Below are 21,351 nucleotides of genomic sequence, written 5' to 3'. Positions count from 1 at the left end.
GCGCAGACCCTGTAGGAGCCGGCTTGCCGGCGGTGGGCTGCGTAGCAGCCCTGATAAAGCTAACCGACTGGCTTAAGCCCGAGGCCCTTTGCCAGTCAACCGCCCAGGTAGGCGTCACGCACTTTCGGGTCGGTCAGCAGCGCCTCCCCCGTGCCTTGCATTACAACCCGGCCATTCTCCAGCACATAGGCCCGATCTGCGACCTTCAACGCCTGGTTGGCGTTCTGTTCCACCAGGAACACCGTCACGCCATCGCGGCGCAACTGTTCGATGATGTCGAAGATCTGCTGGATGATGATAGGCGCCAGGCCCAACGAGGGCTCGTCAAGCAGCAGCAGCTTGGGCTTGCTCATCAGCGCCCGGCCGATGGCCAGCATCTGCTGCTCGCCGCCGGACATGGTGCCGCCGCGCTGGAGATAACGCTCTTTCAGCCTCGGGAACAGTTGCAGGACTTTGTCCAGTTGCTCCTGATAGTCGCCTTTGTCGGTGAAGAAGCCGCCCATGGCGAGGTTTTCCTCGACGGTCAGGCGGGCGAACACACGGCGGCCCTCGGGGACCACGGCGATGCTCTTGCGCATGATGTGCGAAGAAGGCTGTCCGACCAGCTCTTCACCCAGGTACTTGATGCTGCCGCTGTGCGCCTGCGGCGAGCCGCACAGGGTCATCAGCAAGGTTGACTTGCCCGCACCGTTGGCACCAATCAGGGTGACGATCTCACCCTGATTGATCTCGACGTTGACGCTGTGCAACGCCTGGATCTTGCCGTAGAAGGTGGAGACGTTCTCGAACTTCAGCATTTACGCTTCCCCCAGGTAGGCTTTGATCACGTCAGGGTTGTCGCGAATTTCCTCCGGTGTGCCGTTTGCCAGGGGCGTGCCCTGGTTGATGACGACGATATGGTCGGAAATGCTCATCACCAGCTTCATGTCGTGTTCGATCAGCAGCACGGTGACGTTGTGCGACTCACGCAGATAGGCGATCAACGCCTTGAGGTCCTCGGTTTCCTTGGGGTTCAGGCCCGCTGCCGGCTCGTCCAGCATGATGATCCGCGGCTGGGTCATCATGCAGCGGGCGATTTCCAGGCGGCGTTGCTGGCCGTAGGCGAGGGTGCCGGCGGTGCGGTTGGCGAACTCGGTCAGATTGACCTTCTCCAGCCAGTACTGCGCGCGCTCCAAGGCCTCTTTCTCGCTGCGGCGGAAGCTTGGGGTCTTGAACAGGCCGGCGAAGAAGTTGGTGTTGAGGTGGCGGTGCTGGGCGATCAGCAGGTTTTCCAGCGCGGTCATCTCTTTGAACAGGCGCACGTTCTGGAAGGTCCGCACCACGCCCTTGCGGGCGATCTGGTGGCCGGCCAGGCCCTGGATCGGCTGGCCGTCGAGCAGGATGGTGCCGCCGCTAGGCTTGTAGAAGCCGGTGAGGCAGTTGAACACGGTGGTCTTGCCAGCGCCGTTCGGGCCGATCAGCGCCACTACCTGTTTTTCCTTGACGGTCAGGGCCACGCCGTTGACCGCCAACAAGCCGCCGAAGCGCATGCTCAGGCCGCTGACTTGCAGAATTTCGCGGCTCATCGACGCAGCTCCATGTGTGGACGTTGCATAGGCAGCAAGCCTTGCGGACGCCAGATCATCATCAACACCATCAGCGCACCGAACATCAACATCCGGTATTCGCTGAACTCACGCATCAGCTCAGGTAGCAGGATCATCACGATGGCCGCGAGGATCACGCCCAGTTGTGAGCCCATGCCGCCAAGCACGACGATGGCGAGGATGATCGCCGACTCGATGAAGGTGAACGACTCGGGTGTCACCAACCCTTGACGGGCGGCGAAGAAGCTGCCGGCGAAACCGGCGAAGCAGGCGCCCAGGGTGAATGCCGAGAGCTTGATCACGGTCGGGTTCAGGCCCAGCGCGCGGCAGGCGATCTCATCTTCACGCAGCGCCTCCCAGGCGCGCCCGATGGGCATGCGCAGCAGGCGATTGATGACGAACAGCGCCAGCAGTGCCAGCAACAGTGCCACCAGGTAGAGGAAGATGACCTTGTTGATCGAGTTGTACGGCAACCCGAAGTACTCGTGGAAGGTCTGCATCCCCTCGGCAGCACGCCGCTCGAAGGTGAGGCCGAAGAGCTCCGGTTTGGGGATGTTGCTGATGCCGTTGGGGCCGCCGGTCCAGTCGGTCAGGTTTCGCAGGAACAGGCGGATGATCTCGCCGAAGCCCAGGGTCACGATCGCCAGGTAGTCACCGCGCAGGCGCAGCACCGGGAAGCCGAGCAGGAAGCCGAAGGTCGCGGCCATCAGGCCGGCGATCGGCAAGCATACCCAGAAGCTCCAGCCCAGGTAGTGCGACAGCATCGCATAGCTGTAGGCGCCGACAGCGTAGAAGCCGACGTAACCCAGGTCCAGCAGGCCCGCCAGGCCGACCACGATGTTCAGGCCCAGGCCCAGCAACACGTAGATCAGGATCAGCGTGGCGATGTCGACGGCGCCGCGCGAGCCGAAGAACGGCCAGACCAGCGCCACCGCGATCAGCCCGATGATGATCCAGCGCTGTGTCTTGGGCAGGGTCAGGTAATTGCTTACCGCGGGCGAGATCAGCTTGCGATCCGAGCGGCGGCCCATCACCGAGCTCCACTGCCTGTCGAACAGCACGCGCAGGAACATCAGCACCGAGCATGCGGCGATGATGCCGATGGTGAACGAGCCCTGGCTGTGCACCACCAGGCTGATGCCATCGATGCTTAGTTTCAGGCCCAGCACCGGGAAGGCCACGGCCCACACCAGCAAGGCGCTGAAGAACGCCTGTTTGAGATTTCTGTTCATACTTTTTCAACCTCCGGGCGGCCGAGGATGCCGGTCGGCCGGAACAGCAGGACAAGAACCAACAGGCCGAATGCCACCACGTCCTTGTACTGGTCGCCGAAGATGTCAGCGCCAAAGGCTTCGGCCACGCCCAGCACCAGGCCACCGAGCATCGCGCCCGGAATGCTGCCGATGCCACCCAGTACCGCCGCCGTGAAGGCCTTCAGGCCCACCAGGAAACCGGCGTTGGGGTTGATCACGCCGTACTGCATGCTCAGCAGCACAGCCGCCACCGCCGCCAGCGCGGCACCGATGACGAAGGTCAGGGCGATGATGTTGTTGGTGTTGATGCCCAGCAGGTTGGCCATCTTGATGTCCTCGGCGCAGGCGCGGCAGGCGCGCCCCAGGCGAGAGCGGGAGATGAACAGGGTCAGCAGGGTCATGGCCACCAGGGTGACCACGAACACCAGGATCTGCATGTAGCTGATCAGGACTTCTTCAGCACCGCCTGGCCCGAAGGAGAAGCTCCCGGGGATCAGGTTAGGGATGGATTTGTCCTTGGAATCCTGCGACAGCAGCACGGTGTTCTGCAGGAAAATCGACATGCCGATGGCGGAAATCAGCGGGATCAGACGGTTGCTGTTGCGCAGGGGGCGGTAGGCAACCCGTTCGATGCTGTAGCCATAGGCGCTGGTGACGAAGATCGTCGCGACGAAGGCAACGGTCATCAGGATCGGCAGCGAATGGATACCCATCATGGCCAGCCCTGCGAGGGCGATGAAGGCCACATAGGAACCGATCATGTACACCTCGCCATGGGCGAAGTTGATCATGCCAATGATGCCGTACACCATCGTGTAACCGATGGCGATCAAGGCATAGGTGCTGCCGATGGTCAATCCATTAACCAGTTGTTGGAAGAAATGGTAGATCTCAGGCATTACAGCGCTCCTAAAAACCTGATTTGCATTTCGCTGGCGGGGGTAGGCCAGGAAACCGCGAGTGACGGTTTTAAGATTTTCAGGTGAACCGGCCCCCGGATCGCGGGAATCAGGTCCATGAACCTCGTAAAACAAAGCCCACTGCTCGCACAGTGGGCTTTTACGGTCAGCTATTCAGTCACGCAGTTACTGAGGGGAGACTTCGGTCTTCGGCTTGCCGAAGTGCCATTCGTAGACCACGAACTTGAAGTCTTTGAGGTCGCCTTTTTCGTCGTACGACAGCGTGCCGGTCGGGGTCTTGAACGAGCCGGCGTGGATGGCGGCTGCCACCTTGTCGGTGTCTTCGGACTTGGCGGCCTCGATGCCTTTGGCGATCAGCTCCACGGCGGAGTAGGCCGGGAACACGAACGGACCGCTCGGGTCCTTGCCGTCCTTCTTGATGGCATCGACGATGGCCTTGTTCTCAGGGTCGGCGTCGAACGACTTCGGCAGGGTGACCAGCAGGCCTTCAGAGGCGTTCTGGGCGATTTGCGAGATCGAGTCGTTGCCTACGCCTTCTGGCCCCATGAACTTGGCTTTCAGGCCTTTTTCCTGAGCCTGGCGCAGGATCAGGCCCAGCTCTGGGTGGTAGCCGCCGTAGTAGACGAAGTCGACGTTGTTCTGCTTGAGCTTCTGGATGATCGAGGAGAAGTCCTTGTCACCGGCGTTCAGGCCTTCGAAGACGGCAACCTTGGTGCCTTTGCCTTCCAGGGTCTGCTTGACGGCGGTGGCGATGCCTTCACCGTACTGCTGCTTGTCGTGCAGCACTGCAACGACCTTCGGCTTGACGTGGTCGGCGATGTAGTTGCCGGCCGCAGGGCCTTGGGCGCTGTCCAGGCCGATGGTGCGGAAGATCAGCTTGTAACCACGGGCGGTGATTTCCGGGCTGGTGGCGGCCGGGGTGATCATGATCACGCCTTCGTCTTCGTAGATGTCGGACGCTGGCTGGGTGGAGCTGGAGCACAGGTGGCCGATGACGAACTTGACGCCGTCGTTGACCACTTTGTTGGCGACTGCCACGGCCTGTTTAGGGTCGCACGCGTCGTCGTATTCCTTGGCTTCAAGCATTTTGCCATCGACGCCGCCCTTGGCGTTGATGTCCTTGATGGCCTGTTTTGCGCCGATGAACTGCATGTCGCCGTACTGGGTCACAGGACCGGTTTTCGGACCGGCGATGCCGATCTTGATGGTATCGGCGGCAAACGAATGGCTGGCTACCCCGGCCAGTACCATTGCGGCGAACAGCTTGGAAATCTTGATCATAGTGCTCCACTCATTCTGTTGTAATTCTTATAGTCCTGGCGGCCAGGGCTACAGACCGGGCGGGATTTGCGGTATGGCCACGCCACACTGCATGCCCACCTTCCCCCGGAACATGTCCCGGAACTGTACCGGTACAGTGTAGAGCGCTGCCCGAGCGCTTGAAAAGCGGGCGAAAAGCGCCTGTTTCGCGGGTTGTCGCATGATCGACACAAAGATACAGAAAGGCGCCATTACATCGCCTGCATCTTCGGCCCTACCCCACAAGTTCTGGGCCAATCGACCAAATTACATATTTGAAACCGGGTTTTTCTGCAAAAATGCCGGCCTTTTTTATTGGCCGATATTTGCGGTAGAAACCCATGACTGATCAAACAAGCACCCTCTATGCCAAATTGCTCGGCGAGACGGCAACTATCGAGTGGAAGGCATTGGAGCGTTTTTGGGCAAAGGGTGACCTGATTTGGGTCGACCCCAGCCTGGACCTGATAGCGGTTGCCGAAGTGATGGCGCAGAATCGCAGCGAGATGTTCGCCAAGTGGCGTGATGATGGCACCGTGGGCCCTGTCACGGCCGAACAGGCGCTCGACCTGCAAACCCGCGATCCAGAGATATGGGCGGTCGTGGTTTCGCCGTTCATCGTGATTCAGGTGAAGAGCGCCAAATCCGCCGGATGATTTTGGTGCGCGAAAATGCGCAGCCGCCCCATTCTGGTGCTCGATGGCGTTCAGGTGGGGTGGAGGTAGGTAACAATTCGGCGTGGCGGTAACAGTTTACGGGATGCGTAATGGGGCCGTGGTACGGCCCGGATAACTATCGGATTTGCCAGGAGTCGTTATGAGCACTGAACTGCCTTTGCTTGGATTCGCCGGGATTGGTCTGATGGGGCTGCCGATGTGTCGGCGCCTGCTGGCCGCAGGTTACCCGCTGACCGTCTGGAACCGCAGCCCGGAAAAGTGTGCCGAGCTGGTCGCGGCTGGCGCGCAGCTGGCTGCCGACCCTGCCGGGTTGTGCCGGGGCAGCGACATGGTGCTGCTGTGCCTGGCCGATACGGAGGTGGTACGCGAGGTGGTTTTCGGCGAGCAGGGTATCGCCCAGGGTGGGCGTAGCGGGCAACTGCTGGTCGACTTGTCCAGCCTTGAGCCGACCGCTACCCGCGAGATGGCTGCCGAACTGGCCGCCCTGTGTGGCATGGCGTGGCTGGATGCGCCCGTCTCCGGAGGCACGCCGGGCGCCGAGGCCGGCAGCCTGGCGATCATGGTCGGCGGCGAGGCTGCCGACCTGGAACGAGCGCGCCCGGTATTGCTTACCCTTGGCCAGCGGGTCACGCACATGGGGGGGGGGGGGGCGGGGCAGGTGACCAAGGCCTGCAATCAGATGATCGTGGCCTGCAATGCCTTGGTGGTTGCTGAAGTCGTGGCGTTGGCCGAGCAGTCAGGTGTGGACGCAACGCTCATCGCCCAAGCCCTGGCCGGTGGTTTTGCCGACTCCAGGCCGCTGCAGATCCTGGCACCGCAGATGGCCGAAAGCCGTTTCGATCCGGTGAAATGGCATGTGCGCACGCTGCTCAAGGACCTCGACGGTGCGGTCAAGTTCTCCCGCGAACAGGGCACGGCGACCCCCCTCAGTGGCCTCGCCGCGCAATTGATGCGCCTGCACGGTAGCCAGGGTTATCTGCAAAAAGATCCGGCGACCCTGGTAGAGCTGTATCGCAACAAGCGCTGAAGGCTTCTTCCTGGCGGTCGAGCCGCTCCAGGATCGGCCGCAGGTCCGCCAGCGGTACCGGCCGGCTGAGCAGGTAGCCCTGCAGGTAGTCGCAGCCGTTGGCGGCCAGAAACTCATGCTGCTCGACAGTTTCTACACCCTCGCTGACCACCTGAAGATGCAGGGTATGGGCCATTGCGATGATCGCCTGGACGATTTCACGGTCCTTCAGGCTGGCAGGCACGTCCTGAAGAAAGCTACGGTCGATCTTGAGGACGTCCAGAGGCAGGCGCTTGAGGTAAGCCAGTGACGAGTACCCTGTGCCGAAGTCATCGATCGAAAGGCTGACACCTTGGCCACGAATTCGCTTGAGCAGGCTGAGCGTGCGCTGGATGTCACCCATCAGGGCATTCTCGGTGACCTCAAGTTCCAGGTGTCGAGGTGCCAGGCCCGCTTGGAACAGTGCCATTTCCACTTCTTTGGGCAACCCGTCATGGCCCAGCGTCACCGCTGAGCAGTTGACCGTGAGCTTGAGGTCGGCGAAGCCATGGCGATGCAACTGCGCCAGGTCATCACAGGCGTGGCGCAACACCCACAGGTCCAGGTCGACGATCAGGCCGTTGGCTTCGGCAATGCCGATGAACCGGTCCGGGCTCAGCAGCCCATGCTGCGGATGCTGCCAGCGTACCAGGGCTTCAAGCTTGGCTACCTGGCCGCTACCCAAGTCATAGATGGGCTGGTAATGCACGCGCAGCCCACGTTCTTCAAGCAAGGCGATGCGCAGCTCTTCTTCCAGTTGCAGTTCAAGGGTGGCGCGGTTTTTCAGGCTGCTGTTGAAAAAATGCAGGCTGTTGCGCCCGCTGCCCTTGGATTGATACAGGGCAAGGTCGGCGTGCTTGAGCAGCTCTTCAGCGGTGAGGCCGTCGTCGGGGTAAATGCTGACGCCGATGCTGGTGGTCATGACCATGCGCCGCCCGCCCAGGTCGATGGGGTCCTTCATGCGCTGCATGATGCGCTGCGCCAGATGGCGAGCTTCGTCAGGCCCATTGAGGCTGGTAACCACGCAGAACTCGTCGCCGCCGAAGCGTGCCACCAGGTCGTGGCTGCGTGTGGCCGCTTTGATATGGCTGGCGATCACCTTGAGCAGTTGGTCACCGGCGTCATGGCCGAGGCTGTCGTTGATCCGTTTGAAATGGTCGATATCGAGGAACATCACCGCCAGGCGGTGCACTTCGGGGTTCTGTTCGGCCAGGCGTTCGGCGAACACCTGGTTGAAGCCTCGACGGTTGACCAGGCTGGTCAGTGCATCGTAGTGAGCGGCTTGCTGCAAAGAAGCGCGGGCCTGGTCCAGTTGGCTGAGCAGCATGTTCACCCTGCGCAGGTCGTGTTCCTTGCTCTGCAGCTTTTTGTCGGCCAGGGCAGCGCTGATGCTGCTTGCGCTGATCAGCAGGGTAATGAAGGCCACGGTCAGGCCCAGTTGCAGGCTGTTGTCAGCGGAGGGCAAGCGCAGGGCGGTGTCGGCAGGAATGACCAGCGTCATCGCGGCCATTGCGGTGAAATGGGTGGCAACGATGCCGCCGGCCATGAGCAGGCTCGCGCCATATTTCAGGGCTTGATGCACAGTGCCGCTGCCGTTGCGGAAGTAGCGGGCCATCAGCAGTGCGGCCAGGCTGGTTAGCAGGGCGATGGCCGTGCTGGCCAGCAACAGTTCGGTCTGGTAGTACTGCTTGGCCCCGGTCTGCAACGCCGCCATGCCGACAAAATGCATGAGGATGATACCCAGGCCGATCAGCATGGCGCTTTGCAGGTAATGCTGCGGCCCCATGCGCTCGCGATCGAGGCTGGTCATCGCCATCCAGGCCACACCCAGTGCAATCAGCAGCGAAAGGCCGCTCAGCGAGGCGTCGTAGTGCATTTCCAGCGGTGCCCTGAACGCCAGCATGCTGATGAAATGCATCGCCCAGATCCCTCCGGCCAGGCAGCAGGCACCCAGCATGCGCCATTGCCTCTGGGCAGCCGGTTGCTCGCTGTGGGATTGGCGCTCGGCCATGTCCAGGGTGGCAAAGCAGGCCGCGCTGGCCACGGCGAAGGCGATCAGGATCAGTAGTGGTTCATGACGGCAGTCGATGACGATGCTACCGCTAGCCGGCACATCGGAGAACAGTTGCAGTCCCAGCCATTCCATTGCTTGCCCCATGGTCGAGTTCGCACTGGTCTCCAATCAACCCCCAAGGAGACTATCCAGAAAGGAGTATAGGAACGGGTGTTTAAACCTTCCGGGGTAATGGCTCTTTGATTGCAACGATTTGGTTATTGGGGTGATAACGCGCGGGTATAAAGGAGAGGGGAGGTGCATGGGCACCTCCCCAATGGCTGCAATCCAGTCTTAGCCAGCCACCAGCACGCGGATCGCCTCCAGGCGCAGTGCGGCCTTTTCGAGCATTGCCAGGCCATCTTCGCGCTGCTTGCGCAGGGCGTCGATTTCGCTGTCGCGTACGCTTGGGTTGACGGCTTTCAGAGCGGTCAGGCGCGCCAGTTCTTCGTCGGCTTCGGCGGCCAAGCGGCGTTGCGCCTCTGCCACACGCTCGACGTGGGTCGGCATGATCTTGGCTTCACCGCCACTGATGCGCTTGGCCAGCACGTCACGCTGGGCCTGTACGAACTTGTTGGCGCTGGCCCGAGGCACGCTTTCGAGCTGCTCGTTGAGCGTTTCGAAGGCCACGCGCGAGGCCAGGTCGTTGCCGTTGGCATCGAGCAGGCAGCGCAGCGCCGCAGGCGGCAGGTAGCGGCCCAGTTGCAGGCTGCGCGGCGCCACCACCTCGCTGACGAACAGCAGTTCAAGCAGCACGGTGCCAGGCTTGAGCGCCTTATTCTTGATCAGCGCGACGGCGGTGTTGCCCATCGAACCGGACAGTACCAGGTCCATGCCGCCCTGCACCATCGGGTGTTCCCAGGTGAGGAACTGCATGTCTTCGCGCGACAGCGCCTGGCCACGGTCGTAGGTGATGGTGACGCCTTCGTCATCGCCCAGCGGGAAGCTGGCGTCGAGCATCTTCTCGCTCGGCTTGAGGATGAGGGCGTTTTCCGAGTGGTCTTCGCTGTCGATGCCAAAGGCGTCGAACAGGGTTTCCATGTAGATCGGCAGAGCGAACTGGTCGTCCTGCTCAAGGATGTCCTCGACCAGCGCCTGGCCTTCGCCGGCACCGCCGGAGTTGAGCTCCAGCAGGCGGTCGCGGCCGCTGTGCAGTTCTGCTTCCAGGCGTTCACGCTCACCTTTGGCTTCGGCTACCAGGGCATCCCAGGCCTTGCTGTCCCCGCCTTCGAGCATCGGCAGCAGGCGCGGGCCGAACTGGTGCTGCAGGGCGTTGCCGGTCGGGCAGGTGTTGAGGAAGGCGTTGAGTGCTTCGTGGTACCACTGGAACAGGCGCTCTTGCGGGCCTTCCTGCAGGTAGGGGATGTGCAACTGAATGACGTGCTTCTGACCGATCCGGTCAAGGCGGCCGATGCGCTGCTCGAGCAGGTCCGGGTGGGCCGGCAGGTCGAACATCACCAGGTGGTGGGCGAACTGGAAGTTGCGCCCTTCGCTGCCGATCTCGGAGCAGATCAGCACCTGGGCGCCGAACTCTTCGTCGGCGAAATAGGCTGCGGCGCGGTCGCGCTCAAGGATGCTCATGCCTTCATGGAACACCGAGGCCGGAATGCCGGAGCGCACGCGCAGCGCGTCTTCCAGGTCCATGGCGGTTTCGGCGTGGGCGCAGATCACCAGAACCTTGGTGCGCTTGAGCATCTTCAGGGTGTCGATCAGCCAGTCGACGCGAGGGTCGAAACGCCACCAGCGCTCTTCGTCGCTGACTTCACCTTGTGCCTGGAACGCGACTTCCGGGTACAGTTCGGCGTGCTCGCCGGCTGGCAGGTCGCGGTACTGTTCCGGCATTGGCAGCGGGTAAGGGTGCAGTTCGCGCTCCGGGAAACCCTGGATGGCCGCACGGGTGTTGCGGAACAGGACGCGGCCAGTGCCATGGCGGTCGAGCAGCTCGCGGATCAGGCGGGCGCTGGCCTGGCTGTCGCCATCGCTGACTGCAGCCAGCAGGGCTTCGCCCTCGGCACCCAGGAAACCCTGGATGGTGGCGTGGGCCTTGGGTGACAGGCGGCCTTCGTCGAGCAGTTCCTGTACGGCTTCAGCCACCGGGCGATAGTGCTCGCTTTCGGCACGGAAGGCTGCCAGGTCATGGAAGCGATTGGGGTCGAGCAGGCGCAGGCGGGCGAAGTGACTGTCCTGACCAAGCTGCTCGGGGGTGGCGGTGAGCAATAGTACGCCCGGGATGACCTGGGCCAGTTGCTCGACCAGGCTGTATTCGGTACTGGCCTTGTCTTCGTGCCATACCAGGTGGTGGGCTTCATCGACCACCATCAGGTCCCAGCCTGCGGCGAACAGCGCGTCCTGGGCCTTTTCGTCCTCGACCAGCCACTCCAGGGCGACCAGTGCCAACTGGGCGTCCTCGAACGGGTTGCTGGCGTCGCTTTCAATGAAACGTTCGGCGTCGAACAGTGCCACCTGCAGGTTGAAGCGCCGACGCATTTCCACCAGCCATTGGTGCTGGAGGTTTTCCGGTACCAGGATCAGCACGCGGTTGGCACGCCCGGTCAGCAACTGGCGGTGGATCACCAGGCCGGCTTCGATGGTTTTGCCCAGGCCCACTTCGTCGGCCAGCAGTACGCGAGGTGCGCTGCGGTCCGCCACTTCGCGGGCGATGTGCAACTGGTGGGCGATCGGCTGCGCGCGGCAGCCTCCCAGGCCCCACAGCGACGACTGGACCTGCTTGCTGGTGTGCTGCAGCGTGTTGTAGCGCAGGCTGAACCAGGACAGCGGGTCGATCTGACCGGCGAACAGACGGTCGCTGGCCAGGCGGAACTGGATGAAGTTCGACAGCTGGGTTTCCGGCAGGGTGCGCGGCTGGTTCTGGCCGTCGAGGCCGTGGTAGACCATCAGCCCGTCGATGTCCTCGACTTCGCGTACCGTCAGCTTCCAGCCTTCGAAGTGGGTGATCTGGTCACCTGGCGAGAAGCGCACGCGGGTCAGCGGCGCATTGCGCAGGGAATACTGGCGGGTGTCGCCAGTGGCCGGGTAGAGCACGGTCAGCAAGCGGCCATCCTGGGCCAGGATGGTCCCCAGGCCGAGCTCCGCTTCGCTGTCACTGATCCAGCGTTGCCCCGGTTGATACTGCTGCGCCATACTGCCTGAACTCCCGCGATGAAAAGCCGGCTATGTTAACGGATAGGCCCGACGGACCATAGAGTTGAAGTCCAAGAGTCTAGCTGTTTCATCGCAGAACACCGTCTTGCCGATGAGGGCTACGCACGCCATGCCGCTCAAGCACCGCTGGTTGAACGCCTCTCTGGCCGTGGGCAGCCTCGCGCTGCTGGCCGCTTGCGAGCAGAAAAACTTCGAGAGCCTGCCGGCGATCCCGGTGGAGCAGCTCGAGGTGCTGGGTGTGCAGACGCCGATCAAGAGCGTGCATTTCCGTGACCGTGACGGTGAAGGCCTGCTGGTGCTCAGCCGCAGCGATGGCCAGGCGGTCGATGCCGAGTCCGAGCAGGAAGTGGACAAGGTAGAGCTCAAGGCCACGCTGTACGGGCGAGCCACCGAGGGCGACGGGTTCAAGCCGCGCTGGCAGATCGAGCAGGAAACCACCTGCCCTGGCCTGGACCTCGATGTCGACTTCTACAACGATGTCAGCGATGTGGGTGACCTGAACAAGGACGGCATCGCCGAGGTGACGGTGGCCAGCCATTCGTTCTGTGGCGGCGGCATCGACCCGCATGACATTGCCATCGAGATGCGTGAGGGCCAGGCCAGTTACACCATCACTGGGCAGTCGCTGATCACCCCTGCAGGCGAAGAGCCGATCGGCGGTGAGCGCGAGGACAGTGCCTCGCTGAAGAACGCGGCGCCAGTGCTGCGCGAGCACATGAACGCCGTCTGGCAGCAGGTCTTCAAGCGCCCCTGGAGCGAGGCCAGCCCGCCAAGTGATGACGACCCTGACGACGAAGCTCCATAGCTGCTGTCTATACTGGCATGACGTGGCCGGTTTCGGCCGCATTACCCTATTCGCCGGCCCTCAAGGCGGCTGACAACCGGCCGATACACTGGGCACAGGAGAATTCTCATGCTGCCGCCGATCATTCCGCTCAGTGCCGCCCCAGTGACCTCGCAACAGGACCCGGTCAAGCCGACCCCGGACATCAAGCCCGTGGTCCCCACGCAGCCTGCCTCAGGGGAGAGCGCCATTGACCTCAAGCAGCAACGCGACCCGCAGGAGCAGGTCTTGCTGCTGCGTGAGGAGCAGCGCCGGCAGCAGCGGCGTAATAAACAGGGTGGCGACGAGCGCTACAGTGCCTTGCCGGGTGAAGAAGTCAACGGCGACAACACCGTACCGGTGGCCCCGCTCATGGGCGAACAGCCGCGCCAGGGCCTGCTGGTCGATATCGAAGTCTAGGCGCCCTGTGCCGCAGGGCTGGTCATGGCCAACGCCTGGCGGCATCATGCAAGTCTCTGTTGATCCTCGAGCCCGCCCATGAGCCAAGACAACCTCATCGACTTCGATGCCGAACGTGCCAAGCGCGTGCACGACCTCAAGGAAAAGCGCCTGAACGAAGTGCGTCAGGCGTTCGAGCAAGCCATGCCGCTGGGCAAGGCGAAGAAAAAGAAGCCCAAGAACAAGCCCAAGAAGCGCTGAAACTTGACGCAGGTCAACCCTGCACCCGCCTCGCGTGCCCGGCTCCGGGCACCATTGACCTCGATCAATTTCCCCGTCCCCCGTATTCGTTACCTTGCATCCATCGGACAACGGCAAACGAATCGGGAGGCCAACATGTTCTTCGACAATGTGGTTATCGCTGGTGTGGTAACGGTCGGGTTGATGTTCGCGTTCTTTGCCGGTCTTGGCATTTTCATCTGGAAGGACTCGAACAAGCGCAAGCCGCGCTGACCTTCCAGGTTCACGGGCACGCAAGGCATTTAGGGCGACTTCGGTCGCCCATTTTTTTTTGCCTTGATCGGTTGATATGACAGCGCCTAAAGATGATTAGCTAGCTAATTATTTGTTTCAGCATTATCCTTCCCTTCATTGTCTATCGTTTACCAGATCATCCCCCGCAAGGTCCGTTTCGTGCCCATCACCTTCCAGGCCCTGTTCGCACCCAGCAGCCTCGCCATCAAATTCGCCATCAAAACCCTGCTTGGCGGCGGCCTTGCCCTGTGGCTGGCCATGCGCTGGGGGCTGGAGCAGCCGGCCTGGGCGCTGATGACCGCGTTCATCGTGGCCCAACCTCTGTCGGGCATGGTGATACAGAAGGGCCTTGCTCGCTTGGCCGGGACCTTGGTCGGCACCTTCATGTCAGTGCTGTTCATCGGCCTGTTCGCGCAGACGCCATGGCTTTTTCTCATCACGCTGGCGTTGTGGCTGGCCCTGTGTACCGCGGCTTCGACCCAACTGCGAAGCGCCTGGGCTTATGCCTTTGTGCTGGCCGGCTACACCGCAGCGATCATTGCCTTGCCCGCGATCGACAAGCCCCTGCAAGTGTTCGATCAGGCGGTGGCGCGCTGTACCGAGATCTGCCTGGGGATCTTCTGTGCAACGGCCACCAGCGCGTTGCTTTGGCCGATGCGCGTGGAGCAGCAACTTGCCGGGCAGGCGCGCCAGGCCTGGCACAGCGGTTTCCAGACGGCCAGTGCCATGCTTGGCGGTGAAGACCAAGCGCGCGAAGGCCTGCTGGAGATCCTGGGGCGTATCGTTGCCATCGATACCCAGCGCGAACATGCCTGGTTCGAAGGCCCGCGTGGGCGCCAGCGGGCAAGGGCCATTCGTGGCCTGAGCCAGAAACTGATGGTGCTGCTGCGGATCTCACGCTCGGTGCGTCGCCAGTGGCGGCAACTGGATGAACAGCAAACCCTGCGTCTTGGCCCATGGCTGGAAGAAGTGCGCGCCCTGTTGGCCAAGCCCGATCAGCCGAGCCTGTTGTTGTTGCGTCAGCGCATCTGGGACGCCGCGCATGACGAGCAGATCAGCTCTGCCGAGCATTTTTGCCTGGCCCGCATGACCCTGCTACTGGACTACGCCATGGCTGCCACCCAGGCACTCGATGATGTCGAAGTGGGCAGGGCGCCGAAGGATGTGGCGCAGGGGCTGGCAGCCCACCGCGACTGGTCGCTGGCGTTGCTGTTCGGTTCACGCAGTGCGCTGGCATTTCTGGTGATGAGTGGTTTCTGGCTTGCCACCGCCTGGCCCTCTGCGCCCGGTGGCCTGGTGTTGACGTGTGTGGTCTGCAGCCTGTTCGCCAGCCGTGAAAATGGTGCGCAGATCGGGCTCAGCTTCTTGCGTGGCATCCTGCTGGCGATCCCGACGGCATTGCTGGTGGGGCAAATCATCCTGCCGCAGTGGAGCAGTTTTGCAATGCTTTGCCTGGGCATGGGCGTACCTCTGTTCTTTGGGGCTCTGGGTATGGCTCACCCGCGCACCGGGGCCACGGCGACTTCTTATTGCCTGCACTTCATCGTACTGGTGTCGCCGCTCAATGCCATGCAGTTCGGTGTGGCGAGCATGCTCAACAGTGCGCTGGCCATGCTGGTGGGTGTAGGTGCGGCGGTCATGGCGTTTCGCCTGCTGGTGTTCCGCCACCCGGCCTGGCTTGGCCGGCGCCTGCGCGCGGCGACCCAAAGCGACCTGGTGCGCCTGGCCCGGCGCGACCTGCGTGGTGCCGACAGCTGGTTTGGCGGGCGCATGGCCGACCGTCTGATGCAATTGGCACGGCACGCCGGCGAGCTGCCCGAGGCCGAACGCAAGCGTTGGGACGATGGCCTGCATGGCCTGGACATCGGCGACGAACTGCTGCATTTGCGCATGTGCCTGGCAGTCGCCCAGGCGCCGTTGGGTGATGCCGAACGTGAATATCTGCAGCAACTGGAAACAGTCCTGGCCAGCGGGCCGGCAGCCGGACGAGGGCAGCGCCTGGATGCCGCCAGCGAGCGATTCATCGCGGCGCTGCAACGCCTGCCGTCGAGTGACCCGTTACGCCTGGCCGAAGGGGCGGTATTGCAGTTGCAGAAAAGCTGGGGCAAGTGGTGCCGCTGGCAGGAGGAAGCCCATGGGGTTGCGTGAGTGGGCGTTGGGCGGCGTGCTGCTCAGCCCTTTTCTGATCTATGTGCTGATGGCCCTGGTGCTTACCGGTTTGTTGCGCCTTGTCGTGCACGCCACGCCGTTGGGGCGCTGGATCTGGCATGAAGCGCTGTTCGACGCCGCGCTGTTCGTTTGTGTGCTGTACCTGGTAGTCCGCCTGCTGGGGCCTTTGTAAGGAGTGATTCGATGCGTGCTGTCGTCCGTACCCTGGTGACCCTCTGCGTGGTCGCCATCGCCGTTCTGGCCGGCTATAAACTCTGGCAGTACTACATGCTCACCCCATGGACACGTGATGCACGGGTGCGGGCCGACGTAGTGGTCATCGCGCCCGACGTGTCCGGCTGGGTGCGTGAGCTCAAGGTGCAGGACAACCAGCGGGTCAAGGCTGGCGACCTGTTGATGAGCATAGATCGGGAGCGCTTCCAGGCCGCGTTCGATCAGGCCAGCGCCGTGGCAGAAACGCGTGCCCAGCAGTTGCACCTGCGCGAGCGCGAAGCTGCGCGGCGCACGGCATTGGGGCCCGGGGCGATCAGTGCCGAGCTGCGCGAAAACGCGCAAATCAATGCCGCCATTGCCCGCGGTGAGTTGCATGAGGCGCAAGCTCAGTTACAGGTGGCGAAAATCAACCTTGCGCGCAGTGAAGTGCGAGCCCCCCGCAGTGGGCACATCACCAACTTGCGCCTGGCTCAGGGCAACTATGTGAATGCCGGCCAGTCGGTAATGGCCCTGGTGGATGACTCGACCTTTTTTATCCAGGCCTACTTCGAGGAAACCAAATTGCCACGCATACGCGTGGGCGATTCGGTGACGGTCTGGCTGATGGGGGCAGGAGAGGCCATGCAGGGGCATGTGGAAAGCATCAGCCGGGGTATCACCGACAGTAACAGTAACCCTGACAGCCAGTTGTTGCCGGAGGTTGAGCCAACCTTCAACTGGGTAAGGCTGGCCCAGCGAATACCTGTGCGCATCCGGCTGGACGACATTCCCGAAGGCATGAACCTCAGCGCGGGGATGACGGCCAGCGTGCAGGTGCACGAGGATTCGCCCAAGTGATCAGGGCGATGCGTTACAGCCCGATGGTCGACGGCCCCGGCACTTGCCTCAGGGGAACGGCCGGCAAGTGAAAGCTGAATAGCGTGCCTCGTTGCTTGTCGGAGATGACCTCCATGCGTCCGCCGTGGGCCAGGGCAATCTGATTGGCTATGTAAAGGCCAAGGCCAAGCCCCTGTCTTGGCGCCGCAGACAGCGGCCTGGTGAATGGCTGGAACAAGTGGTCCAGCGTTTGTGCGGCGATGGGGTGCCCGTAGTTGTGCACGCTGAGCACGAACTCCCCATCGGCGATGGCCGCCCTGACCGTTACCGGCCCGTCAGGCGCACCATGGGCCAGCGCGTTGGCGATAAGGTTGGAGAGTAGCTGGGTCACCCGTTCGCGATCACAGCACAGACCGCTGATGTCACCGATCTCCAGCAGAATCTGCCGCTGCGGATGCACATGCTGAAGCTCCGAGGCCACATGCCAGAGGCCTTCGCTCAGGTCTGGACAGGGCTGCAGGTTCAACGGGATGCCGTTGCCCAGCCGGCCTCTGGCAAAGTCCAGCACGTCGCGCACAAGCTGTGAGGCCCGCTGCCCGCAAGTATGAATGTGGCGGGCGATCGCGCGGTTCTTGTCGTCGTCCAGGCGCTGAGTCAACAGTTCGGCGCCTGCGGTGATGGCAAACAGAGGATTGCGCAGATCATGGCCAAGCACTGCGATGAACTGTTCGCGCACTTCTGCCAATGCGCGTTCCTCACGCAGGGCGCGCTCGGTGTGCTGTGCTTTTTCTTCGCTCTCTATCTGGATGGCCAACAGGCGTGCAAAAGACGCCATCATGGGCACGATGGCGCTGCCCTTGAGCGCTGCCGGGGCCGGGTCAAGCGCACAGATGGTGCCAAAAAAACGGCCATCGCTACGCACGACCGGGACTGAAATGTAGCTTTCGAAGCGATAAAGCTTAGGTGTGTGATGCCTGCAATATTGTTCGTCTTCACTGGCTTTGTCGATCACGATGGTCCGGTGGGTGGTCTTGACCTCGTGACACAGGGTGGTGGCCACATCGAGGTCGTCGCCCACGTTCAGGCCGAAGCCCAAGGTGTCGAGTACGGCGCAGGCTGTCCAGCTGTTGTCGGTGACGCGCGCCACGGCGGCAAACTGCATGCCGGTCGTTTCGCAGATGACCTGAAGGATGGCAGGTACTGCATTGATGCGGCCAATGGTGGCGATATCTGCGTTGATGGCGTCGGGCATGAACGGTCCCAATGTCGGCGACGAAAAGCTGTCAACCATGCAGTCTAGCGGAGCTGCTGGGGGATGACGAAAAACTTGGCGAGAGCGCTGCCACTTGCGTTAGGCTGGCCCAACGCGTTGCCCAAAAGAGGCGACCGGTTTTCGCCTGGCGTGCGTCACTTCCAATCATTTGCGAGGTTTCGACATGGCCATCACATCCCAGGACATCTGCAGTGCTGCCGACCAGCTCAAGGGCTTTGTCGGCTTTCATGGCAAGCGCGGCGTCCATATCGTGCGTTTTTCCGAAGACGCGTTCGGTATGGACGTGGCTGACGAGAGCATCATCCCGTGCAGTGAGTTCGTCTGGCGGCCGGAGCAGGGCGCGCGCATGGCGCTGTGTCGGCAACGCCTGGCCCTGTTGCTGGAGCAGCGTGTGGACGACCGGCTGAATATTGCCGAACCATTGCGCCAGTATCTGCGGCGCAGTGACCTGCCGGAAATTCTGGCACAGCGCTCGTTGCGCTGCTGACAGCGCAACGGCGGTCAGCGAGGATATTCTGCCAGGGATGCCGGCTGAAGCGCCGTGGCCTCATCATGGTCGAAATTGACCTGGTCGCGACCGCGTCGCTTGGCGCAGTAGAGTGCCTTGTCTGCCTGTTCCAGCCAGTGTTCGGGGGATTGGAGGTCTGCCCGGAAGGCTGACATGCCGATACTAAGGCTGACTTTCAAATGCGGCAGTTGCGGGTCACGGTAGCAAACGATGCGCTCGCGCAGACGCTCCATGGCCTGCCTGGCCTCACGCTCACTGGTATCGGGCAGAATCACGCAGAATTCGTCGCCACCATAACGCCCTGCCAGGTCGCCCGCCCGCAGGTTGCGTCTGAGCTCGTCGCTCATCTGTCGCAGCACGCAATCGCCGATCACGTGGCCGAACGTGTCATTGATGGTCTTGAAATGGTCGATATCGATCAGGGCAATCACTGATGGCATTTGCAAGTTCTGGCAAGCCTGGAAGCGCAGCAGGAGCAGGTCCTTCCAGGCGCCGTGATTGAGCAGCCCGGTCAGGCTGTCAGTCAGGCTCAGGTCGCGAAGGCGGCGCTTGTGTTCGGCAAGCTTGATCGCCAGGCGGTAGCACACCCAGCCCAGGGCCAGTGGATAGAGTGTCAGCATTGGCAGGCAGGCAAAGATCTGCAGTGGTGTGGCGTTGAGCTGCAGCCCTGTGCCCAGCAGTGCGCTGGCCAGCAGCATGCCGACCAGTTGCGCCACTAGCCCTCGCATGACCAAGCGCTTGCCGCCAGCGGCCACATTGTTCATGGTCATCATCGAGAGCACAGTGACGCAGGGCAGGGGGTTGAAATGCATGGCTGCGGTCCAGAAACCACCCATCAGTGAATCCAGCAGCAGGTTGCGCTGTTCCGCCTGGTACGGTGCAATCGACCGCCGTGCCCACTGGTAGGCCACATGGGGCCAGAGCAAGCCGTTGAAGAGCAGCAGCAACCATGCCCAGGTGGGGGGCGAAAGTGGCGCGACCGCTGCAGCGACGCTGAACAGGCCAATGCCCAGGCCGATCATGCGCGGCAGGTAGATACGCCTGACGAAAGAAAGTCCCTTGCCGCTGCGGTTGTCCATGATGGTGGTCGTTCTTCTGCTGAGTCGCCGTTTATCGCACAACTCACGTCAATAGTGTTGAACAGTCTGCCATTGACGAAAAATGACCTTGCAAGCCATTTCACGGTTGATGCGGCCCCTATGGGGGGCTGCGTGTTTTTTTGTGCCTGGGGGCTTGCCACTCATGATGCTCATGGCGGATTCCATTGGCGGGCCTGAACCTGCTGCGGCGGTGCGCTGAAGGTCATTGCTTGTTGTCCTGCTTGCCGAATGAAGACTTTTTTTCATCCTTTAATAGCTGCGAAGGTGGCTTGCCGCTGTCGCTGCGCACCTGCGCGTGGCTGATCAGGGCGAAAATGAAGCTGCCTCCAATGATGTTCCCGGCCAGGGTCGGCAGGGCAAACTCAAGCCAGAAGCTGCGCCAGGTTTCGTCTCCGGCCCAGACCAGATAGGACACCTCGACCGAGCCTACGACGATGTGAGTGAAGTCGCCCAGGGCCATCAGGTAGGTGATCATCAGGATGATCCAGATCTTGGCGTGCTCCATGGACGGGATCATCCACACCATGGTCGCTATCATCCAGCCCGATACAATGCCCTTGGCGAACATCTGGCTGATATCGTTCTCCATCACCTTGCGGCCGATCTCGAGGAAGGCGACATCCGTCTTGCTGTCGAAAATGGGTAGTTCGAGCATGACCCAGGCGACCAGCAAGGTGCCTGCCAGGTTGCCGACCAGCACTACGCCCCACAGCCGCAAAAGGCGCCCGAGGTTGGCGAAGGTCGGCGTTGTCATGATCGGCAGCACTGCTGTGATGGTGTTTTCAGTAAACAGTTGCTGACGCGCCAGGATCACCGCAAGAAAGCCTGCGCTGTAGCCAATGCTGGCGACAACCTGGGCACTCTCACCCTCCGGCAGGCGAGCGTAGAACAGCCCCATGGCCATGAATGAAAGGCCCATGGTCAGGCCTGCTGCCAGGGCCGACCACCACAGCGCCGCGAGGGTGCGCTCCAGTTCCTGGTCGCCCTGGTAGCGAATGATCTCGTGCAGAACCGCCGCCCTCGGGGGTTGGTTATGGCTGACTTCCTTCTCTTCATCAGCCGACAGGCCAGGGGTCTTCTCGCTCTGCGCATCGCTCATGCCATTGCCCTCCACGGAGTGTTTATCTACAGAGCGATGGTTCATGCATTTAGTTGCCGGGCGGCTGCAAAATGCATCTTGAAGTTTTTTTAGATCAAGGTGTTGACTCAAATTTCAAACCGCGTATTATTCGCCTCCTCGCAGCGTTGAACGCTACGAGGCAGGCGGTAAGTTGTTGAAGTTCAAGGCTTTTGAAAGAAAGCAGATTCAAAAAAACTTCAAAACAAACGCTTGACAGCAAATGAGGAAAGCGTAGAATGCGCGCCTCGGTTGAGACGAAAGGCTCTTAACCAAACGCTCTTTAACAAATTGAATCAAGCAATTCGTGTGGGTGCTTGTGAGTATGGACTGATAGTCAGAAAGATTATCAGCATCACAAGTGACCATGCGAGAAATCACATAGTCATTTGAGATTGCTGAGC

20 protein-coding genes and 1 pseudogene are annotated in these 21,351 nt (G+C 61.7%); 10 read left to right on the top strand and 11 right to left on the bottom strand.

Going from position 1 to position 21,351, the window contains the following annotated elements:
- Positions 1-95: 95 nt before the first annotated feature.
- The 5 genes from EGJ09_RS14105 to EGJ09_RS14085 all read right to left on the bottom strand — a co-directional run bounded on the left by EGJ09_RS14105 (position 96) and on the right by EGJ09_RS14085 (position 5,040).
- Positions 96-797: an ABC transporter ATP-binding protein gene (locus tag EGJ09_RS14105; RefSeq protein ID WP_046787727.1), complete on the bottom strand. Its 702-nt coding sequence runs from the start codon at positions 795-797 to the stop codon at positions 96-98.
- A complete protein-coding gene (gene livG / locus EGJ09_RS14100; RefSeq protein ID WP_039604710.1) occupies positions 798-1,565 on the bottom strand; it encodes a high-affinity branched-chain amino acid ABC transporter ATP-binding protein LivG in 768 nt (255 codons plus the stop codon).
- A complete protein-coding gene (locus EGJ09_RS14095; RefSeq protein WP_125924211.1) occupies positions 1,562-2,818 on the bottom strand; it encodes a high-affinity branched-chain amino acid ABC transporter permease LivM in 1,257 nt (418 codons plus the stop codon). The genes livG and EGJ09_RS14095 overlap by 4 nt, the downstream gene beginning before the upstream one ends.
- Entirely contained in the window at positions 2,815-3,738 is a 924-nt protein-coding gene (livH, locus tag EGJ09_RS14090; protein WP_008097482.1) for a high-affinity branched-chain amino acid ABC transporter permease LivH, read from the bottom strand. Before livH ends, EGJ09_RS14095 begins: the two co-directional genes overlap by 4 nt.
- 186 nt (positions 3,739-3,924) lie before the next feature.
- Positions 3,925-5,040, bottom strand: coding sequence for a branched-chain amino acid ABC transporter substrate-binding protein (locus tag EGJ09_RS14085; RefSeq protein WP_125924210.1), 1,116 nt, complete (start codon positions 5,038-5,040; stop codon positions 3,925-3,927).
- A 359-nt stretch (positions 5,041-5,399) separates the two neighbouring features.
- Between EGJ09_RS14085 and EGJ09_RS14075 the strand changes: the two genes are divergently transcribed.
- Positions 5,400-5,714 carry a DUF2288 domain-containing protein gene (locus EGJ09_RS14075; RefSeq protein ID WP_046787726.1) on the top strand — a complete coding sequence of 105 codons (315 nt, stop codon included), beginning with the start codon at positions 5,400-5,402 and terminating at the stop codon, positions 5,712-5,714.
- A gap of 160 nt (positions 5,715-5,874) precedes the next feature.
- Entirely contained in the window at positions 5,875-6,762 is an 888-nt protein-coding gene (locus tag EGJ09_RS14070; RefSeq protein WP_125924209.1) for an NAD(P)-dependent oxidoreductase, read from the top strand.
- On the opposite strand, the gene EGJ09_RS14065 is transcribed toward EGJ09_RS14070, so the two are convergent.
- Together EGJ09_RS14065 and rapA are read right to left on the bottom strand one after the other, a co-directional pair.
- On the bottom strand, positions 6,662-8,926 hold the full coding sequence (locus EGJ09_RS14065; RefSeq protein WP_119688372.1) for a bifunctional diguanylate cyclase/phosphodiesterase: 2,265 nt from the start codon (positions 8,924-8,926) through the stop codon (positions 6,662-6,664). The two genes, EGJ09_RS14070 and EGJ09_RS14065, sit on opposite strands and share 101 nt — an antisense overlap.
- Positions 8,927-9,127: 201 nt before the next feature.
- The gene (gene rapA, locus EGJ09_RS14060; RefSeq protein ID WP_125924208.1) at positions 9,128-11,974 is read right to left on the bottom strand and encodes an RNA polymerase-associated protein RapA; all 2,847 of its coding nucleotides are present in this window, start codon (positions 11,972-11,974) and stop codon (positions 9,128-9,130) included.
- A gap of 130 nt (positions 11,975-12,104) precedes the next feature.
- Here rapA and EGJ09_RS14055 point away from each other — a divergent pair, with 130 nt between their 5' ends.
- The 7 genes from EGJ09_RS14055 to EGJ09_RS14035 all read left to right on the top strand — a co-directional run bounded on the left by EGJ09_RS14055 (position 12,105) and on the right by EGJ09_RS14035 (position 16,970).
- Positions 12,105-12,800, top strand: a complete 696-nt coding sequence (locus tag EGJ09_RS14055; protein ID WP_115273740.1) for a M949_RS01915 family surface polysaccharide biosynthesis protein — start codon at positions 12,105-12,107, stop codon at positions 12,798-12,800.
- A gap of 108 nt (positions 12,801-12,908) precedes the next feature.
- Positions 12,909-13,238 (top strand): hypothetical protein, encoded by a 330-nt coding sequence (locus EGJ09_RS14050; protein WP_046787722.1) that lies wholly within the window; start codon positions 12,909-12,911, stop codon positions 13,236-13,238.
- A gap of 78 nt (positions 13,239-13,316) precedes the next feature.
- On the top strand, positions 13,317-13,478 hold the full coding sequence (locus tag EGJ09_RS26570) for a hypothetical protein (RefSeq protein ID WP_174142042.1): 162 nt from the start codon (positions 13,317-13,319) through the stop codon (positions 13,476-13,478).
- Positions 13,479-13,613: 135 nt separating this feature from the next.
- On the top strand, positions 13,614-13,730 hold the full coding sequence (gene ccoM / locus EGJ09_RS26920) for a cytochrome c oxidase subunit CcoM (protein ID WP_008097462.1): 117 nt from the start codon (positions 13,614-13,616) through the stop codon (positions 13,728-13,730).
- A gap of 180 nt (positions 13,731-13,910) precedes the next feature.
- Complete coding sequence (locus EGJ09_RS14045; RefSeq protein WP_125924207.1) at positions 13,911-15,899, top strand: FUSC family protein; 1,989 nt, start codon at positions 13,911-13,913, stop codon at positions 15,897-15,899.
- The gene (locus EGJ09_RS14040) at positions 15,886-16,092 is read left to right on the top strand and encodes a DUF1656 domain-containing protein (RefSeq protein WP_119688376.1); all 207 of its coding nucleotides are present in this window, start codon (positions 15,886-15,888) and stop codon (positions 16,090-16,092) included. Before EGJ09_RS14045 ends, EGJ09_RS14040 begins: the two co-directional genes overlap by 14 nt.
- Before the next feature lie 11 nt (positions 16,093-16,103).
- The gene (locus EGJ09_RS14035) at positions 16,104-16,970 is read left to right on the top strand and encodes an HlyD family secretion protein (RefSeq protein WP_046787719.1); all 867 of its coding nucleotides are present in this window, start codon (positions 16,104-16,106) and stop codon (positions 16,968-16,970) included.
- A 13-nt stretch (positions 16,971-16,983) separates the two neighbouring features.
- Here the strand turns inward: EGJ09_RS14035 and EGJ09_RS14030 are convergent, their stop codons facing one another.
- The gene (locus EGJ09_RS14030; protein WP_125924206.1) at positions 16,984-18,201 is read right to left on the bottom strand and encodes a GAF domain-containing sensor histidine kinase; all 1,218 of its coding nucleotides are present in this window, start codon (positions 18,199-18,201) and stop codon (positions 16,984-16,986) included.
- A 184-nt stretch (positions 18,202-18,385) separates the two neighbouring features.
- On the opposite strand from EGJ09_RS14030, the gene EGJ09_RS14025 reads away from it, so the two are divergent.
- The gene (locus tag EGJ09_RS14025) at positions 18,386-18,709 is read left to right on the top strand and encodes a DUF2025 family protein (RefSeq protein WP_046787717.1); all 324 of its coding nucleotides are present in this window, start codon (positions 18,386-18,388) and stop codon (positions 18,707-18,709) included.
- Positions 18,710-18,723: 14 nt separating this feature from the next.
- Here EGJ09_RS14025 and EGJ09_RS14020 read toward each other — a convergent pair whose 3' ends face one another.
- From EGJ09_RS14020 to EGJ09_RS26635, 3 genes and pseudogenes are all read right to left on the bottom strand, one after another.
- A complete protein-coding gene (locus tag EGJ09_RS14020) occupies positions 18,724-19,809 on the bottom strand; it encodes a diguanylate cyclase (protein ID WP_125924205.1) in 1,086 nt (361 codons plus the stop codon).
- A 223-nt stretch (positions 19,810-20,032) separates the two neighbouring features.
- Positions 20,033-20,929 (bottom strand): formate/nitrite transporter family protein, encoded by an 897-nt coding sequence (locus EGJ09_RS14015; protein ID WP_012313088.1) that lies wholly within the window; start codon positions 20,927-20,929, stop codon positions 20,033-20,035.
- Positions 20,930-21,136: 207 nt separating this feature from the next.
- Positions 21,137-21,351: pseudogene (locus tag EGJ09_RS26635) on the bottom strand (hypothetical protein); the annotation flags it as partial.

The organism is Pseudomonas sp. p106, from assembly GCF_003936645.1.
GTDB classification, from domain to species: domain Bacteria; phylum Pseudomonadota; class Gammaproteobacteria; order Pseudomonadales; family Pseudomonadaceae; genus Aquipseudomonas; species Aquipseudomonas putida_E.
Note: the sequence above shows the minus strand (reverse complement) of the source record. Positions and strands in the feature narration are given on the sequence as shown.